The following is a 17,963-nucleotide window of genomic DNA, read 5'->3' on the forward strand; positions in this document are numbered from 1 at the left end:
AAGGCGCCAGAGCGAAGGCGGGCTTGCGGCCCGTCGAGTGACGGCTTTGCTGCGTGCGGGAAAATCCTCAAGCCCCGGAAGGGCGGTTTCGCAGAGACGTTACCGAATCGTGCAGAGGTCCGCTACATGCTGTGGCGGACGATGCGCTGCTTGTCGCGTTCCCAGTCGCGGTCCTTGATGGTGGCACGCTTGTCGTGGGCCTTCTTGCCCTCGCCTAGGGCGATCTCGAGCTTGACCATGCCGCGCTTGAAGTACATCGCGGTGGGCACGATCGTGAACCCCTTGCGCTCGACCTGACCGATCAGACGCGCGAGCTCGTGCTCATGCAACAGTAGCTTGCGGGTGCGGGTCGGATCGGGGCGGACGTGGCTGGAGGCCTGGAGCAGTGGGGTGATCACCGCGCCCAGCAGCCAGGCCTCGCCGTCCTTGATGATGACGTGGGCGTCGGCAATCTGGGCCTTGCCGGCACGCAGGGCCTTGACTTCCCAGCCCTCAAGTACCAATCCGGCCTCGATGCGATCGCCGAGGAAGAAGTCGAATTTCGCCTTCTTGTTCAGTGCGATGGTGGACTGGCCGGTGGTGGGCTTGTTGTTCTTGCTCATGCGCGCATTCTAGCAGGATCTGTATGGCTTCCCGGTGTCCATCGACAGTTACGCTGCCCCCGTGGCGCTGCTTGGCCGCGGGGGCGCCATGGTGGTAGTTTTCAGCGATTCGCCCGGTTCCCGGGACAAGGAACCCTGCCCGTCCAAACCGAAGAGGAAGACCGGTGTCCGCACAGCATCTCGAGAACCATCCGGAATGGAGTGGCCGGCTGGCCTTCATCCTCGCCTCTGCGGGCTCGGCCGTCGGCCTGGGCAATATCTGGAAGTTTCCCTACATCATGGGCGACAACGGTGGCGGGGCGTTCGTGATGATCTATCTCGCCTGCCTGCTGATCGTCGCGACACCGATCCTGATCAGTGAAGTGATGCTCGGGCGTCGCGCGCGCTCAAACCCGATCATCGGCATGGGCAAGCTCGCCGATCAGGCCGGCGTCAGTCGCGGCTGGCAGGTGATCGGCTGGATGGGCGTGCTCACCGGCTTTCTCATCCTGAGTTTCTACTCGGTGGTCATGGGCTGGGCCTTGTCCTATGTCGAGAAGGCCGCCAATGGCGCCTTCGTCGGGGCCTCGCCCGAGGCCATCAAGGGCCTGTTCGACGGCCTGGTTGGTAATCCGGGGACCCTGCTGTTCTGGCACACGGTCGCCATGGTGATGACCGTGGCGGTGGTGGCGCGTGGCGTGCGTGGCGGGTTGGAACTGGCGACGCGAATCATGATGCCGCTGCTGATCGTGATCCTGGTGCTGCTGTTCGGCTACAACATCGGCACCCCGGGGTTCGCGCCCGCCATGGAGTTCATGTTCGCGCCGGATTTCTCCCGGGTGAATGCCGAGACCTTCCTGGTCGCGCTCGGGCACGCGTTCTTCACGCTGAGTCTCGGCATGGGCGCGATCATGGTCTACGGCTCGTACATGCCGCGGGGCACCTCGATCGTGCAGGCCGGCATCTGGATCATCGTGCTCGACACCGGTATCGCGCTGCTGGCCGGCATGGTGATCTTCCCGATCGTGTTCTCCAACGGCATGAGCCCCGAGCAGGGTGCCGGTCTGATCTTCCAGACCTTGCCATTGGCGCTGGGGCAGATGGAATGGGGTTACTGGCTCGCCATCGTGTTGTTCGTGCTGGTGTCGATTGCCGCCTGGACCTCGGCCATCTCGCTGGTCGAGCCGGCGGTCTCCTACCTCTGGGAGCGATTCGGCATCCGCCGGCTGCATTCGGCGATCGCCGTGGGCGTGGCGACCTGGTCGCTGGGGGTGCTGGCGGCCCTGTCGTTCAACCTGCTCGGTGATCTCACCCTGTTCGGCAAGAACGTCTTCGGCCTGCTCGAATTCACCACCGCCAACATCCTGCTGCCGGCCGGCGGCATGCTGATCGCGCTCTTCGCCGCTTGGCGGATGCCCCGGGCCGACTCGGCCGAGGAGCTGGGGCTGACCGGATGGCGCTACCGCTTGTGGTGGTGGCTGGCGGCCATCGTCGCCCCACTGGGTGTGGCGCTGGTGTTCCTCAACGGATTGGGCGTGTTCGGCTGATTCGGCCGTCGCCCGGATGGCGTGGTGGCTTTGCTAGAATGCTGGTTTGAGCACTCCAAACGGCGGACCTTCCCCGGTATGAGCACCACCATCGAGCGACAGGTCGATGTGCCGTTTTCCGCGCTGCAGATGTACGCGCTGGTCAACGACATCGACGCCTATCCCGACTTTCTCCCCTGGTGCGAGCAGACGCGCATCCTGCAGGCATCGGGTGACGAGGTCGAGGCCAGCATCACCCTGAAGAAGGGCGCGATCCGCAAGACCTTCGTCACCCGCAATCACAACGAGCCGGGTTCGCGTATCGTGGTCACGCTGGTCGATGGACCGTTCCGTCACCTCGATGGTTTCTGGGGCTTCGAGGACCTGCCCGATGGTGGGTCGCGGGTGACGCTCGACATGCGCTTCGAGTTCTCCAACCGGCTGCTCGAACGGGCGATCGGCCCCGTGTTCCGTGAGATCGTCAAGAACCTCGTCGGCGCCTTCCGCAAGCGGGCCTTTCAGGTCTATCCGCGTGAGCCATCCGGTGGGGGTGACGGGGCGTGAAGGTCGAGGTGGCCTACGCCCGCCCGGACGTGCAACTGATTCTCGAGGTGGATGTCGCCGAGGGGGCGACCGTCGAGGAGGCCATCCGTCTCAGTGGCATTCTGAAACGCTTTCCCGAGATCGACCTGTCGAAACAGAAGGTCGGCGTATTTGCCAAGGTCGCGCCGCTGTCGCAGGCATTGCGCGAGTGGGATCGCGTCGAGATCTATCGCCCGCTGATTGCCGATCCCAAGGCTGCGCGCCGTCAGCGCGCGCAAGAAGATGGCGCCCGGAAGGATGGGGCCAAAAAGGATGAAGCCCGGCCTGGGCGAAAAACGGCGTCGTCCAAACCGGTTCAAGCGTCGGCGGACACAAAAAAACCGGCGGAGTAGGCCTCGCGCCGGTTCATGAAATTGTTGCCGGTGCCCGGTAAACCGGGCTGCGGCCTTTTTATTGGTCCCTGATCAGAGCGGATTTTGGGGTGGCGGCGTCTGTGGCAGGGGCTGACCGTCATCCTGCGTTTCCAGATCGTAGGGGCTGTCGCCGCCCTCCGCGCCGGGTGCCGGGCTCGTCGGGGCGTTGCTCGGCGAGGCGGCCTCGGCCTCGTCGGGCAGCTCGGCGCTGTTCATCGACGGCGCGTCGGCCAGGTCCATGCCGTCACGGCGGATGGCATCCACGCGGCCGGTCGAGTCGTATTCGATTACCAGCGTGTGACGGAAGGCCTCCTCTTTGCCGCGCTTGTCGTAATAGATGTAGGTATCACGCTGGCCCTGATGGAAGATGTCATTGAGGCTGGGCGTGCCGAGGATCGAGCGCACCTGGGATTGGGGCATGCCCTCGCGCAACCGGGCGATCTGCTCCTCCTCGTAGATATTGCCCTGCTGGATATCCGGCTGGTAGACCTGGATGAAGCTGGGGACGTAGACCGACGAGCAGCCGGCTAGCAGGGTGGCGACGAGCGGTAGCGTAAGAAGTGAGCGCTGCATGATCCTGGAAAACCTGTTCCTGATGGTCTGGATGGGCATTCGAATGCGCCCCAATGATACGCCGTCTGACGGGTGATGCCAGCCTACCGGTCTATGCGCCTCTCATTATCCGCGTGGTGCTCCGGTTCGCGCAGCATCTTCGGTTACAATCTCGCAAGCACACGCAATCGAGGGTAGAAGTTTTGGATTCCAGCGAACTCAAGAAGGCCGGCCTGAAGGTCACCTTGCCACGGGTGAAGATCCTCGAGATCATCGAGTCCAACCCGGATTGGCACATGAGCGCGGAGGACGTCTACAAGGAACTGCTCGCGCGCGGCGAGGAGATCGGCCTGGCGACCGTCTACCGCGTGCTGACCCAGTTCGAGACGGCCGACATTCTCAAGCGCCACCAGTTCGAGGGCGGCAAGGCCGTGTTCGAGCTGATCTCCAAGGGGGATCACGATCACCTGGTGTGCGTGAAGACCGGACAGGTCGAGGAATTCCACGATCCGATCATCCAGGAGCGGATCGCCATGATCGCCGACCAGCTCGACTTCGATCTGACTGATTACTCGTTGGTGATCTACGGCATCAGCCGCAAGGCAACCGGCAAGAAGTAAGCGAGTCGAGGTCCCGACACCACGACGCCCGCCCGGGCTTTCGGGCGGGCGTCGTGCGTTTTGATTCCGGTGTTCTGGTCATGGCTGCGGGGTTGGTCGGTCAGGCCGAACTCGCCAGCAACTCGCGGGCATGTGCCCGTGTCTGCTCGGTGACCTCGCGCCCACCCAGCATGCGCGCGAGTTCCTCGACGCGCTCGTCGGCATCCAGGCCACGCACCCAGGTGCGGGTCGAATCGGCCTGTTCGTCTTTCTCGATCCGCGCCTGGTGGTGTCCATGCGCGGCGACCTGCGGCAGGTGGGTGACGCACAGGACCTGGCGCGAGTCGCCCAGTGCGCGCAGGTGAGCCCCGACGATCGCGGCAGTGGCCCCGCCGATGCCGGTATCGACCTCGTCGAAGATGAAGGTGCCGACCGGGTCATCGCCGGCGGTCAGTGTCTTGAGTGCCAGGCTCACGCGGGCCAGTTCGCCGCCGGAGGCGATCTGGTCCAGCGGGGCGACCGGCTGGCCGCGGTTGGCGCTGATCAGGAAGACGACCTCGTCGATGCCGCGCTCGCCGCGCCGTTCGGCCAGTGTCTCCGGCTGGGTCAGTTGCACCTCGAATTCGCCGTTGGGCATGCCCAGCTCGCGGATCGAGGCCTTGAGGCGCTCGGCCAGCTTCTTCGCACCGGTTGCGCGTTTCTTGCTGACCTCGGCGGCCAGCCGGTCGTAGGTGGCGCGGTTCTCGGCCAGCCGAGTCTCGACCTCGCCCAGCGTGCTGCCGGCCTGCTCGAGTTGCTGGTATTCCTCGCGCAGATCGGCCACGTGCTGCTCGAACATCTCCGGGGCGACGCGATGCTTGCGCGCCAGTTCGTGGAGGGTATCGAGTCGGGCCTCGACTGTGGCCAGGCGTTCCGGGTCGGCATCGGAGGATTCCAGCCGGTCGCGCAGGGTGTCGACCGCCTCGGCGATCTGGATCTCGGCGGACTGCAGGGTCTCGATCACCGGGCCGAGCGCCTCGTCGAGATCGGCGATCCGCGAGAGCGACTGTTCGGCCGCTCCGATGCGGTCGTGGGCGTTGCCGTCCTCGTCGAACAGCGCGGCCATCTGCTCGGCCAGTACCTGGCGCCATTCGTCGAGCCTCGAGAGCCGCTTGAGTTCGGCGTGCAGCTGGTTGAACTCGTCGGGTTGCGGGTCGACGCGCTCGATCTCCTCGAGCTGGAATTCCAGGAAGGCGAGCCGGTCGGCCCGCGAGGCCTGCTCGGCCTGGTGATTGGCGAGCTGGGCCTCATCGCTGTGGATCTGCCGGCTCAGGCGGCCGAGTTCGTCCACCTGGCCCTTGAGGTCGCAGAAATGATCGAGCAGGGCGAGCTGGGTCTTCGCCTGCATCAATCGCTGGTTCTGGTGCTGACCGTGGATGTCGATCAGGTGCCGCCCGATGCCCTTGAGGGTCTGCCCCGGCACGGGGCGGCCGTTGATCCAGGCCTTCGAGCGCCCGTCACGGGACAGGACCCGGCGCACGATCAGCGGCAGCCTCTCGCCTTCCGGTTCCTCGCCCAATTCCTGTTCCTCGAGCCAGTGTGCCGCCGGGCTATCCATCGGCACCAGGAACTCGCCGGCAACCTCGCCCTGATCGCAACCGGCGCGCAGCAGGTTCATGTTGGCCCGATCGCCCAGCAGCAAGCCGATCGCGTCGATCAGGATCGACTTACCCGCCCCGGTTTCGCCGGTAAGCGCGGTCATGCCGGCAGCGAAATCGAGCTCGAGCTGGTCGATCAGGGCGATCTGGCGGATCGAGAGGGTGGTCAGCATGTCAGGCGGATTCCTTTGCCCGGTTAGCCCGGATGTTTCATGAAGCCGCGCGATGATCGCGCAGTATTTTGATCGTACAAGGGATTTTCCGAAAGAGCGGCGTATCGGTGATTACGGCCGACTGAGGAAAATTCTTTGGACGGACAAGAGACAAGCGAGGGCGTGTGGATTTCATGAAATATCCGGGCTAGAACTTCTGCTCGCTCCAGCAGAGCTTGTCACGCAGTAGCGAGTAATGGTCGTGACCGGCCGGATGGATCAGGCGGATATCGTGCTCGTATTTCGATATGACGAGTACGTCACCGCATTTCAGCGGCTGGTTCAGCTGGCCGTCGAAGCTGACCACGCCGCCGCCGCGCGAACCGGCCACCGGGCGGATCTCGATCTGGTGACGGGCGTCGACCACGATCGGTCGGTAGCTCAGCGTGTGCGGGCAGATCGAGACGATGCCGACCGCGTGCAGGTCGGGGGCGATCAGCGGGCCACCGGCCGACAGTGCATAAGCCGTCGAGCCGGTCGGGGTGCAGACCACCACGCCGTCGGAACGCTGCTGGTTGACCAGGGTGCCGTCGATGCACATCTCGAATTCGACCATTCGGGCCGGGTCGCGCATCTTGAAGGTGATGTCGTTGAGTGCGACCGATTCCATGATGCGCGTGTCGTTGCGCATCAGGCTGCCCTGCAGCAGGAATCGGTGCTCCTCGCTGTAACGGCCTTTGAGAATGGCCGAGAGGTGGCGTTGCACCTCGCCCGGGCTGACGTCGGCGAGAAAGCCCAGGCGGCCGAGGTTGACGCCCAGGATCGGCACGTCGTGCAGGCACAGCGAACGCGCGGCATTGAGCATGGTGCCGTCGCCGCCGATCACCACGATCAGGTCGCGATCGATCCGGTCGCGCGAAAAGCGCGCCGCCGTGATCGACGGGGCGGGGTTTTCGGCGTCTTCCTCCAGCGCCCAGTCGACGCCGTGAGCTTCGGCGACCTCGACCAGGTTGCGGTAGACCTCGGCCAGCGCCTCGCCACCGTTGGGCTTGATGATGATGCCCAGACGCGAGAAGGCGGGGGCACCGTCCGGCTGTTCGCTGGCTGACGAGGAGGAAGGATTCATGGCGTGTGCGCTCTTTCTGCCTGACGACTCAATGATTGCCGGAGGACCACTTCAGTCCGATGATGCCCACCACGATCATGGCGATGAAACCCAGTCGCGCGAGCGAGGCCGGTTCCTTGAACCAGAGGATGCCGAGGATCGCCACGCCGGTCGCGCCAATGCCCGTCCAGATCGCATAGGCGGTGCCCATGGGAATCTCGCGCATGGCCAGAGCAAGCAGGTAGAAACTGGCCCAGGCGATGACCAGCACCACAACCGACGGCACCAAGCGGGAGAAGCCGTCGGTAAAGCGCAGCCCGGTTGCCCAGACGATTTCCAACAGGCCGGCGGCCAACAAGATGAGCCAGGCGTTCATGCCGTGGTGTGATCCTCGAATCCGTTAGGTCGCGTCCGTCGTGAGCCGGCGATCGGCCGGCGGGATGCGAAAGTCGGCCCAGTCTAGCAAAGGAACCCGCGTTTGAATCCGACTGCCGCGCGGCGCGCTTGGCACTCTGGTTGGGCGAGTGCTAGTTTAGAAACCCATTTGAGCGGACCCGCGCGATTGCCGCCAACAAGCCAGAGGTTTTCAAGTTCGCGTATGACTGACGCCTGGAGTGCACTTCCCGAGCGGGCACAGACCCTGCTGCGGGTGCTGATCGATCGCTACACCGACGAGGGCGCGCCGATCGGGTCGCGTGCGCTCGCGCGCATGTCCGATCTCAATCTCAGCCCGGCGACGGTGCGCAACGTGATGGCCGATCTCGAAGACCTCGGGTTGGTGCGTGCGCCGCATACCTCCTCCGGACGTGTGCCGACTGAGCTCGCGTATCGCCTGTTTGTCGATTCGTTGCTGACCGCGCCCGGCAAGGCGCCTGTGGATGCCCGTCGCCTGGAGCGCATCCTGCGCGAGGCGGCCGAGGATGACCCGCAGCAGATGGCGGATACCGCCTCCAACCTGCTTTCGAGCCTGACGCAGTTCGCCGGCGTGGTCACCATTCCTTCGCGGGCCCGCGCCCTGTTTCGCCAGATCGACTTCGTCTCGCTGTCGCCCGGCAGGGTGCTGATGGTGCTGGTTACCAATGACGGTGGGGTGCAGAACCGCATCATCCACCCCGACAAGCCCTACAGTCAGGACGAGCTGACGCGGTTCGCCAACTTCCTCAACGAGCGGCTCAACGGCCAGTCCATCCAGGGGCTGCGCGAGACGCTGGTGGCCGAACTCAAGAGCACGCGCGAGCAGATCGAGGGCAATCTCTCCGAGGCGATCACCCTGGCCGAGTCGGCCGTCGAGGCGGTCGAGGACGAGGCTGGCGTGGCCGTGGCCGGCCAGGTCAATCTGATGGGCATCGACGAGCTGGGCGATGTCGATCGCATGCGGCGGCTATTCAATGCCTTTGCCGAGAAACGCGAACTGGTCTCCCTGCTCGATCAGTGCGAGCGCGCCCAGGGCGTGAAGATCTTCATCGGCCGCGAGTCCGGCTCGCCCACCTTCGATGAATGCGGCGTGGTGGGGGCCTCTTATGGTGTCGATGACGAGGTGGTCGGCGTGCTGGGCGTGATCGGTCCCAAACGGATGCCCTACGACCGGGTGATCTCGATCGTCGATGTCACCTCGCGCCTGCTCTCGAGCGCGTTGTCCCGCCAGTAAGCCTCCCCAGTCCGATCGTCGTTCTCCAAGCCGGACTACTTCCCCTTGAAAAGATGACGGATGCCCCAAGACTCCGGGCATCAAGCGAAACCGTTGACTTGGAGTGGCAGCCCCGGCGACCGGGGCATTGCCGCTTTCAGCCAATGGTTTCAGCGCCAATTTCCATCCGCTTTTCAGGAGAGTTTCGATGACGGACAAGCCGGTCGATCACGACGACATGAACCAGGAACAGCCGGAGCAGCCCGTCGAGGACGGCGCCCAGGCTCAGGCGGGCGATGCCGGCGAGCAGAGCGAGGTCGAGCAACTCAAGGCGCAACTGGCCGAGAAGGAAGAGGAGCTCCTGCGTATCGCAGCGGAGATGCAGAACGTGCGTCACCGCGCCGAGCGCGATATCGAGTCGGCCCGCAAGTTCGCCCTGGAACGTTTCGTCGAGGGGCTTTTGCCGGTCGTCGATTCGCTGGAACTGGGTATTCAGGCGACCGAGAAGGAAAACGCCACGCTGGAGAAGATCAAGGAGGGGGACGAGATGACCCTCAAGATGCTGATCCAGACCCTGGAGAAGTTCGGCGTTCAGGCCGTCCATCCGATCGGCGAGCGCTTCAACCCGGATCACCACCAGGCGATGAGCTTGCAGCCGCACGACGGTGAGCCGGACCACGTCGTTGACGTGATGCAGAAGGGCTACCTCTTGAAGGACCGCGTCGTGCGCCCGGCGCTGGTGGTGGTTTCGAAGCCCAAGTAAGGGGTTCGAGGGCGGATTTTCCGCGGGTGGCTTGAAAAATCACGGCTCGCCCGCAAGTCCAAGCACAAGAGCGGGTCCGGTGGCCTTCGAGGCTGCGGGCCACGCGAACCGAATTTCGCATTCACGACAGAACTCTGGAGACATGATTTATGGGTAAGGTAATCGGTATCGACCTGGGGACGACCAACTCCTGCGTCGCCATCATGGACGGCAAGTCCGGCAAGGTAATCGAGAACGCCGAGGGCGCACGTACCACCCCGTCGGTCGTCGCCTACACCAATGACGGCGAGATCCTGGTCGGTCAGCCGGCCAAGCGCCAGGCCGTCACCAACCCGGAAAACACCCTGTACGCCGTCAAGCGACTGATCGGCCGCAGCTTCGACGAAGATGCGGTGCAGAAGGACATCAAGCTGATGCCCTACAAGATCATCAAGGCGGAAAACGGCGATGCCTGGGTCGAGGCCAACGGCAAGAAGATGGCACCGCCGGAGGTTTCCGCCCGCATCCTGATGAAGATCAAGAAGGACGTCGAGGCGTACCTGGGCGAGGAAGTCACCGAGGCGGTCATCACCGTGCCGGCCTACTTCAACGACAACCAGCGCCAGGCGACCAAGGACGCCGGTCAGATTGCGGGTCTCGAGGTCAAGCGGATCATCAACGAGCCGACCGCGGCGGCGCTTGCCTACGGCATGGACAAGAAAGAAGGCGGTGATCGCAAGATCGCGGTCTACGACCTGGGTGGCGGTACCTTCGATGTCTCCATTATCGAGGTGGCCGACATCGACGGCGAGAAGCAGTTCGAAGTCATGTCCACCAACGGTGACACCTTCCTGGGTGGCGAGGACTTCGACAACCGCCTGATCGATCACCTGGTCGACGAGTTCAAGAAGGAGCAGGGCGTCGATCTCTCCAACGACGCGCTGGCCATGCAGCGTCTGAAGGAAGCCGCCGAGAAGGCCAAGATCGAGCTGTCCTCGACCGAGCAGACCGACGTGAACCTGCCGTACATCACGGCGGATCAGAGCGGTCCGAAGCACATGAACATCAAGATCACGCGTGCCAAGCTCGAATCCTTGGTCGAGGAGCTGATCAAGCGCACCATCGATCCGTGCAAGATGGCGCTCAAGGATGCCGGCGTGTCTGCCTCCGACATCGACGACGTGATCCTGGTCGGCGGCCAGACCCGCATGCCGAAGGTCCGCGACACGGTCGCCGAGTTCTTCGGCAAGGACCCGCGCAAGGACGTCAACCCGGACGAGGCCGTGGCCGTCGGTGCCGCGATCCAGGGCGGCGTGCTCTCCGGCGGCGTCAACGACGTGCTGCTGCTTGACGTTACCCCGCTGTCGCTCGGTATCGAGACGATGGGCGGCGTGATGACCAAGCTGATCGAGAAGAACACCACCATCCCGACCAAGGCGAGCCAGACGTTCTCGACTGCCGAGGACAACCAGACCGCGGTGACCGTGCACGTGCTGCAGGGTGAGCGCGAGATGGCCTCGGGCAACAAGTCGCTGGGCCGCTTCGATCTCACCGAGATCCCGCCGGCACCGCGCGGTCAGCCGCAGATCGAGGTGACCCTCGACATCGATGCCAACGGCATCCTGAATGTCTCGGCCAAGGACAAGGGCACGGGGCGCGAGCAGAAGATCGAGATCAAGGCGAGCTCCGGTCTGTCCGAGGAAGAAGTCGAGCGTATGGTGCAGGACGCCGCTGCGCATGCCGACGAGGACAAGAAGCAGAAGGAGCTGGTCGAGGCGCGCAACCAGGGCGACGGCATCATCCACACCATCGAGAAGGCGATGACCGACGCCGGTGATGCCCTGACCGACGAGGACAAGAAGCCGGTCGAGGACGCGATCGCCGAGCTGCGCGAGTCGATGAAGGGCGACGACAAGGCCGACATTGACGCCAAGATTGAGGCGTTGTCCCAGGCATCAGCCACGGTGATGCAGAAGGCCCAGGGCGCCGGCCAGGAAGGTGGTGCCGAGCAGGCCGCCGGTGGCGAGCAGGCGAAGAAGGACGACGACGTCGTCGACGCCGAGTTCGAAGAGGTCAAGGACGACGACAAGAAGTAAGTCGTCGACATCCTGACCAGTGGATCATCCGCCCCTCGGGGTGGATGATTTTTTGTGCCTCGCGATTCGTTCGCGTGGCACCCAAGTTTCCAAGATGGGTCGGCCACTTTCGTGGTGCGGCCTGTCACCGTATTCAGTCCCGTACGGCGTTGCCGGGCGGGCGAAAACGAAGACAGCCCTAGAGATCGACCATGGCAAAACGTGACTACTACGAGGTGCTGGGGGTCAGCAAGAATGCCTCGGCCGACGAACTGAAGAAGGCCTACCGCCGTCTGGCGATGAAGCATCACCCGGACCGCAATCCGGGCGACGAGGAGGCCGAGACCCTGTTCAAGGAGGCCAAGGAGGCCTACGAGGTGCTCTCCGACCCGCAGAAGCGGTCGGCCTACGATCAGTTCGGTCATGCCGGGGTCGATGGCCAGGGTGCCGGTGGCTTTGGTGGCGGCTTCGGCGGAGGTGCCGGCTTTGCCGATATCTTCGGTGACGTCTTCGGTGACATCTTTGGTGGCGGCCGAGCCCGTGGCGGTGCGTCGCGTGGGGCCGACCTGCAGTACAACCTCAGGCTCTCGCTCGAGGAGGCCGTGCGCGGCACCACCGTCGAGATTCGCATCCCGACCACCGAGCCCTGCGAGACCTGTGATGGCAGCGGTGCCAAGCCGGGCACCGGCAAGACCACCTGTTCGACCTGTGGTGGTCAGGGCGCGGTGCGCATCCAGCAGGGCTTCTTCTCCATCCAGCAGCCCTGCCCGGACTGCGGCGGCGAGGGTCAGAAAATCGAGGACCCCTGCACCGACTGTGGTGGCACAGGCCGCATCGAGACGCAGAAGACGCTTTCGGTCAAGATCCCGGCCGGGGTCGACTCCGGCGATCGCATCCGCCATTCGGGTGAGGGTGCGCCGGGCGAGAAGGGTGGTCTACCGGGCGATCTGTACATCCTGATCGACATCAAGCCGCACCCGCTGTTCCGTCGCGACGACGCGGACCTGCTGTGCGACATGCCGATCAGCTTCACGACCGCCGCCCTGGGTGGCGAGATCGAGGTACCGACGCTCGATGGCAAGGTCAGCCTGAAGATCCCGGCCGAGACGCAGACCGGCAAGGTGTTCCGGCTGCGCGGCAAGGGCGTGCGTCCGGTACGCGGTGGCACCCAGGGCGACTTGCTGGTGACCGTCCACGTCGAGACGCCGGTCAAGCTCAACGACGAGCAGCGTGAACTCCTCGAGGCCTTCGAGCAGTCGCTGGGTAGCGGCGATGGCGTGGCCAAGAAGCATCGGCCGCGACAGCATTCGTTCCTGGATTCGGTCAAGCGCTTCTTCGACGATCTGCGAGGCGATTGACCGTTGCCGTTGGCCGGTAGCGGGGTACCCCGCGTTCAGGGAAAAACGGGCCCCTGAGTCTGGCGCGGCCCCAGGGCCCTCGGTCCAAGTGAGGCCTCGCGCGGACCGGGGTGAAACGGGACGGCAAGGCCGCGCCTCGAAGCCGTGGTGTATCCCGGGGTCGGATTGACTTTGGCGGGTGTTGTCTTTATATTCCGGTTCCCGCGAACATTGGCTTTAAGAGTGATGCCGGGCCCCATATGGGGCTTTTTTATTTTCCCGGCTCCCGGTCTTGCGAAAAGGGCGGGCATAACCAGCAGAGGGTGCAGGCAGACGTGCAGAGAATCCCGGCGGCGATCGAAGACATGCTCAAACCGGTGGTCGAGGACCTCGGTTTCGAGTGGGTCGGCGGCGAGTTCCGCGGCGGCCCGTCCGGCCTGCTGCGCGTGTACATCGACCACCCGGATGGCATGACGCTCGAACACTGTGCCGAAGTCAGTCATGCCCTGGCGGGCGTGCTCGACGTCGAAGACCCGTTCCCGGGCGCCTACCGGCTAGAGGTTTCCTCGCCGGGCGTCGAACGGCCGATGTTCCGCACCGAGGATTTCGCCCGCTTCGTCGGGCACCGCGTGCGTCTGCGGCTGTACAAGCCGGTAGCGCAGCAGAAGAAGTTCGAAGGCGTCATTCAGGGCGTCGATGGCGAGGACATTACGGTCCTGGTCGACGGGGTGGGTGACCTGGTCTTCCGTTTCGAGGAAGCCGAGAAGGCCCACCTGGTCTATGAATTTGCCAACAACACCAAGCGTGGCCGCAACAAGCGTCAGAAACGGCGCACGGCGCGGAAATAGAGCGATCTGGCTAGCAACATGAACAAAGAAATCCTTTTTGTCGTCGATTCGGTTTCCAACGAGAAGGGCGTCGATCGCGACGTGATCTTCGAGGCGATCGAGGCTGCGCTTGCCCAGGCAGCGCGCAAGCGTCACGGCGGTGACATCGAGACGCGCGTCGAGATCGACCGCGAAGACGGCAGCTACCGCACCTTCCGTCGCTGGCTGGTGGTCGAGGGTGAAACCTCCGAGCATCCCGAGCGCGAAATGATTCTCGAGGCCGCCCAGATGGACGACCCCGAGGTGCAACTCGGCGACTACATCGAGGAAGAGATCGAGTCGGCCGAGTTCGGCCGCATCGCCGCCCAGGCCGCCAAGCAGGTGATCGTGCAGAAGGTGCGCGAGGCCGAGCGCCGCCAGGTGGTCGAAGCCTACGAAGATCGCAAGGGCACCCTGATCATGGGGCTGGTCAAGCGCATCGATCGCGGCAACGTCATTCTGGACCTGGGCGGCAATGCCGAGGCGATGATCCCGCGCGACGAGATGATCGGTCGCGAGGCCGTCCGTCCCGGCGATCGCCTGCGTGGTTACGTCACCGACGTGCGCCACGAGCCGCGCGGTCCGCAGATCTTCGTTTCCCGCACGGCACCGGAATTCCTGATCGAGCTGTTCAAGCTCGAGGTGCCGGAGATCTCCCAGGGGTTGATCGAGATCGTCAACGCCGCCCGCGACCCGGGCCTGCGTGCCAAGATCGCGGTGCTCTCCAATGACCCGCGCATCGACCCGGTCGGCACCTGCGTGGGCATGCGTGGCTCGCGGGTCCAGTCGGTGACCAACGAGCTCTCCGGTGAGCGGATTGATATCATCGTCTGGGACGAGAACCCGGCCCAGTTCGTCATCAACGCGATGTCGCCGGCCGAGGTCGTCTCGATCGTCGTCGACGAGGACACCGGCAGCATGGACGTGGCGGTCAGCGAGGAGAACCTCTCCAAGGCAATCGGTCGCGGTGGCCAGAACGTCCGGCTCGCGAGCCAGCTGACGCGCTGGCAGATCAACGTCATGAGCGAAGAGCAGGCGATCGAGAAGGGCGAGACCGAGACGCGCCGCATCGTCGAGCAGTTCATGGAGGCGCTCGACGTCGACCAGGAAGTCGGTGAGGTGCTGGTCGAGGCCGGTTTCACCACCATCGAGGAAATCGCCTACGTGCCCACCGAGGAGCTGCTCGAGGTCGAGGGCTTCGACGAGGGCATCGTCGAGGAACTGCGCAACCGGGCACGCGATGCATTGCTGACCATGGCGATTGCCGGTGGCGGCGAGGCCGAGGAGGAAACCGAATCCTCCGGCGAGGCGCTGGCCCTCGAGGAGCTCGACGGGATGACGGCCGAACTGGCCGCCAATCTGCGCGAGAACAACATCAAGGACTCGGAAGACGTTGCCGAGCTTTCCATTGATGAGTTGACGGAATACGAAGGCGTGGACGAGGAGCTTGCCGGGCGGCTGATCATGGCCGCACGCGCACCCTGGTTCGCCTAATTGGTCGGCGAAGACCGGCCCGTCGCCATCGGCAGGTGCCGAGGCGTGAAATCTCTATTCGATAGTTTGCAGGACCACAGGAGTCGTTAATGTCCGAGGTCACGGTTAAAGATTTGGCAAAAGTGGTAGGCGCCACCCCCGAACGGCTGCTTGAGCAACTGGCTGAAGCGGGCGTGACGGTCGCCTCCGTGGATGCCAGTGTCAGTGACGACGACAAGATGAAGCTGCTGGCCCATCTGCGCAAGTCGCGCTCGTCGGGTGAGGGAGAGGCGAAGTCGCCGTCCTCGCGCATCACGCTCAAGCGTCGCTCCCAGCAGGAAATCAAGGTCGGCGGCGGTGCCCGTGGCGGCAAGACCGTCGCGGTCGAGTATCGTCGCCGCAAGACCTACGTCTCGCGTGACGAGGTCGAGCCGACCGAAGAGACCGAGCAAGCCGAGCAGCCGGCCGAGGAAGTGACCCAGGCGGCACCGGTGGAAGAGCAGCCGGCCGCCGAGGCCGCGCCGCCGGTAGAAGAAACGCCGAGCACGACCGCCGAGGCCGAGCCGGCCGAGCGCGAAGAGTCGCCTGCCGAGCCGGAGCCGGCGGCTGCCGAACCGGCCGATTCGGTCGAGCCCGCCGCCGAGGAACAGCCGGCTGAAGAGCCGGCGGCCGAGGAGAGCGCTCCCGCGGAAGAGGCGGCGGCCGAGGCTGGCGAAGACAAGGACGACGGCAAGAAGAAGTCGCGTCTGCGCATTGTGGCGATGCCGGAAGAGGCGCCGGGTATCCCGGTTTCTGCCGACGAAGGCAAGCCCAAGCGCGGCAAGCATGGCGGCAAGGGCCGTCATGCCCGCGAGAATGCCCGCGAAGAACTCCATCTCGGTGCCGGCGCCGGCCGTCGCCGCAAGAAGGGCAAGAAGGGCGCGGCCTCCAAGACGGCCGTGGCCACCCGTCACACCTTCGAGAAGCCGACCGCCCCGGTCGTTCGCGACGTCAATGTTCCCGAGTCGATCTCGGTCGAGGAACTGGCCCAACGCATGGCCGTCAAGGGCGTCGACGTGGTCAAGGTCCTGTTCAACATGGGCGTGATGGCCACCATCAACCAGGTGCTCGATCAGGACACCGCGATCCTCGTGGTCGAGGAGATGGGGCACACGCCGCACGCCGAGTCCGAGACCGCGATCGAGGACGAGGCGCTCGAGCAGGTCGAGCAGGGCGAGGCCATGCCGCGTCCGCCGGTCGTGACCGTCATGGGTCACGTCGACCATGGCAAGACCTCGCTGCTTGACCACATCCGTCGCGCCAAGGTGACCGCCGGCGAAGCCGGTGGCATCACCCAGCACGTCGGCGCCTATCACGTCGACACGCCGCGCGGCACCGTCACCTTCCTCGATACCCCGGGCCACGAGGCGTTCACCGCCATGCGTGCCCGTGGGGCGAGCGCCACCGACGTGGTCGTGCTGGTCGTGGCGGCGGATGACGGCGTCATGCCGCAGACCAAAGAAGCGATCCACCACGCTCGTGCCGGCAACGTGCCGATGGTGGTGGCCGTCAACAAGATTGACAAGGAAGGCGCCGACCCCGAGCGGGTGCGCGCCGAGCTTTCGCAGGAAGAAGTGATTTCCGAGGAGTGGGGCGGCGATACGCAGTTCGTGCACGTCTCCGCGCACACCGGTGAAGGCATCGACCAGCTGCTCGAGGCGATCCTGCTGCAGGCCGAGCTCCAGGAGCTCAAGGCCCCGGTCGAGGGTCACGCAATCGGTACCGTGGTCGAGTCCTCGCTCGAGAAGGGCCGCGGCCCGGTCGCGACCATCCTCGTGCAGAGCGGCACGCTCAAGAAGGGCGACACCGTGGTCGTGGGCAAGGAATACGGCCGGGTGCGTGCCCTGCTCGACGAGAACGGCAAGCAGGTCAAGTCGGCCGGCCCGTCTATCCCGGTGGTCGTGCTCGGTCTGTCCGGCACGCCGGAAGCCGGTGACGAACTGGTGGTGATTGAGGACGAGCGCAAGGCGCGCGAGATCGCCGAGTTCCGCGAGGCCAAGCAGCGTGATTCGCGCCTGGCGGCCCAGCAGGCGGCCAAGCTCGAGAACCTGTTTGACCAAATGAAGGAAGGCGAGGTCGAGTCGCTGAACGTGTTGGTCAAGGCCGACGTACAGGGCTCCGCCGAGGCCATCCGCGACAGCCTGCAGAAGCTGTCGACCGACGACGTCAAGGTCAACGTCCTGATGAGTGGCGTGGGCGGGATCAACGAGTCGGACATCAACCTCGCGGCCACCTCGAGTGCGATCGTCATCGGCTTCAACGTTCGTGCCGACGCCGCTGCGCGCAAGACGGCCGGTGAACAGGACGTCGAGATCCGTTACTACTCGGTCATCTACGAGATGCTCGACGACGTCAAGGCGGCCATGACCGGCCTGCTGGGCACCGAGACCCAGGAGAAGTTCGTCGGTCTGGCCGAGGTGCGCGACGTGTTCCGCTCGCCGAAGCTGGGCGCGATCGCCGGCTGCATGGTCACCGAGGGCGTGGTCAAGCGGAACAACCCGATTCGCGTCCTGCGCGACAACGTCGTCATCTACGAGGGCGAACTCGAGTCGCTGCGTCGCTTCAAGGACGATGCCCAGGAAGTTCGCTCCGGCATGGAGTGCGGCATCGGCGTGAAGAACTACAACGACGTCAAGGTCGGCGACCAGATCGAGGTATTCGAGCGTTTTGAGGTCCAGCGGACCCTGTAAGGCAGA

General features: G+C 64.6%; 16 protein-coding genes. 11 read left to right on the plus strand and 5 right to left on the minus strand.

Annotated elements, in window-relative coordinates; genetic code table 11:
- Window positions 1-122 precede the first annotated feature (122 nt).
- The gene (smpB, locus tag VWP12_RS05440) at window positions 123-602 is read right to left on the minus strand and encodes an SsrA-binding protein SmpB (RefSeq protein WP_125198303.1); all 480 of its coding nucleotides are present in this window, start codon (window positions 600-602) and stop codon (window positions 123-125) included.
- Window positions 603-766: 164 nt separating this feature from the next.
- On the opposite strand from smpB, the gene VWP12_RS05445 reads away from it, so the two are divergent.
- The 3 genes from VWP12_RS05445 (at window position 767) to VWP12_RS05455 (ending at window position 3,042) form a co-directional block, all read left to right on the plus strand.
- Window positions 767-2,128, plus strand: coding sequence for a sodium-dependent transporter (locus tag VWP12_RS05445; protein ID WP_192894150.1), 1,362 nt, complete (start codon window positions 767-769; stop codon window positions 2,126-2,128).
- Between the two features lie 78 nt (window positions 2,129-2,206).
- Window positions 2,207-2,671: a type II toxin-antitoxin system RatA family toxin gene (locus VWP12_RS05450; RefSeq protein WP_125198304.1), complete on the plus strand. Its 465-nt coding sequence runs from the start codon at window positions 2,207-2,209 to the stop codon at window positions 2,669-2,671.
- Entirely contained in the window at window positions 2,668-3,042 is a 375-nt protein-coding gene (locus tag VWP12_RS05455) for an RnfH family protein (RefSeq protein ID WP_410473302.1), read from the plus strand. Before VWP12_RS05450 ends, VWP12_RS05455 begins: the two co-directional genes overlap by 4 nt.
- Before the next feature lie 72 nt (window positions 3,043-3,114).
- Here the strand turns inward: VWP12_RS05455 and VWP12_RS05460 are convergent, their stop codons facing one another.
- Window positions 3,115-3,636 (minus strand): outer membrane protein assembly factor BamE, encoded by a 522-nt coding sequence (locus tag VWP12_RS05460; RefSeq protein ID WP_410473303.1) that lies wholly within the window; start codon window positions 3,634-3,636, stop codon window positions 3,115-3,117.
- Between the two features lie 182 nt (window positions 3,637-3,818).
- On the opposite strand from VWP12_RS05460, the gene fur reads away from it, so the two are divergent.
- On the plus strand, window positions 3,819-4,235 hold the full coding sequence (fur, locus tag VWP12_RS05465; protein ID WP_125198307.1) for a ferric iron uptake transcriptional regulator: 417 nt from the start codon (window positions 3,819-3,821) through the stop codon (window positions 4,233-4,235).
- 100 nt (window positions 4,236-4,335) lie between these two features.
- Here fur and recN read toward each other — a convergent pair whose 3' ends face one another.
- The 3 genes from recN to VWP12_RS05480 all read right to left on the minus strand — a co-directional run bounded on the left by recN (window position 4,336) and on the right by VWP12_RS05480 (window position 7,484).
- Complete coding sequence (gene recN / locus VWP12_RS05470; RefSeq protein ID WP_410473304.1) at window positions 4,336-6,024, minus strand: DNA repair protein RecN; 1,689 nt, start codon at window positions 6,022-6,024, stop codon at window positions 4,336-4,338.
- Between the two features lie 187 nt (window positions 6,025-6,211).
- The gene (locus VWP12_RS05475; protein WP_410473305.1) at window positions 6,212-7,129 is read right to left on the minus strand and encodes an NAD(+)/NADH kinase; all 918 of its coding nucleotides are present in this window, start codon (window positions 7,127-7,129) and stop codon (window positions 6,212-6,214) included.
- A 28-nt stretch (window positions 7,130-7,157) separates the two neighbouring features.
- Window positions 7,158-7,484 (minus strand): DMT family transporter, encoded by a 327-nt coding sequence (locus VWP12_RS05480; RefSeq protein WP_125198310.1) that lies wholly within the window; start codon window positions 7,482-7,484, stop codon window positions 7,158-7,160.
- A gap of 222 nt (window positions 7,485-7,706) precedes the next feature.
- On the opposite strand from VWP12_RS05480, the gene hrcA reads away from it, so the two are divergent.
- The 7 genes from hrcA (at window position 7,707) to infB (ending at window position 17,957) form a co-directional block, all read left to right on the plus strand.
- Window positions 7,707-8,756, plus strand: coding sequence for a heat-inducible transcriptional repressor HrcA (hrcA, locus tag VWP12_RS05485; protein WP_410473306.1), 1,050 nt, complete (start codon window positions 7,707-7,709; stop codon window positions 8,754-8,756).
- A 217-nt stretch (window positions 8,757-8,973) separates the two neighbouring features.
- A complete protein-coding gene (grpE, locus tag VWP12_RS05490) occupies window positions 8,974-9,498 on the plus strand; it encodes a nucleotide exchange factor GrpE (protein WP_370271299.1) in 525 nt (174 codons plus the stop codon).
- A 149-nt stretch (window positions 9,499-9,647) separates the two neighbouring features.
- The gene (dnaK, locus tag VWP12_RS05495) at window positions 9,648-11,573 is read left to right on the plus strand and encodes a molecular chaperone DnaK (protein WP_125198313.1); all 1,926 of its coding nucleotides are present in this window, start codon (window positions 9,648-9,650) and stop codon (window positions 11,571-11,573) included.
- Between the two features lie 191 nt (window positions 11,574-11,764).
- A complete protein-coding gene (gene dnaJ / locus VWP12_RS05500) occupies window positions 11,765-12,910 on the plus strand; it encodes a molecular chaperone DnaJ (RefSeq protein ID WP_410473307.1) in 1,146 nt (381 codons plus the stop codon).
- 314 nt (window positions 12,911-13,224) lie between these two features.
- Window positions 13,225-13,737 carry a ribosome maturation factor RimP gene (gene rimP / locus VWP12_RS05505; protein WP_410473308.1) on the plus strand — a complete coding sequence of 171 codons (513 nt, stop codon included), beginning with the start codon at window positions 13,225-13,227 and terminating at the stop codon, window positions 13,735-13,737.
- 18 nt (window positions 13,738-13,755) lie between these two features.
- Window positions 13,756-15,249: a transcription termination factor NusA gene (gene nusA / locus VWP12_RS05510; protein WP_125198316.1), complete on the plus strand. Its 1,494-nt coding sequence runs from the start codon at window positions 13,756-13,758 to the stop codon at window positions 15,247-15,249.
- A gap of 89 nt (window positions 15,250-15,338) precedes the next feature.
- The gene (gene infB / locus VWP12_RS05515) at window positions 15,339-17,957 is read left to right on the plus strand and encodes a translation initiation factor IF-2 (RefSeq protein ID WP_410473309.1); all 2,619 of its coding nucleotides are present in this window, start codon (window positions 15,339-15,341) and stop codon (window positions 17,955-17,957) included.
- Window positions 17,958-17,963 lie beyond the last annotated feature (6 nt).

The organism is Guyparkeria sp. TX1 (assembly GCF_046523965.1).
Taxonomy (GTDB): Bacteria; Pseudomonadota; Gammaproteobacteria; order Halothiobacillales; family Halothiobacillaceae; genus Guyparkeria.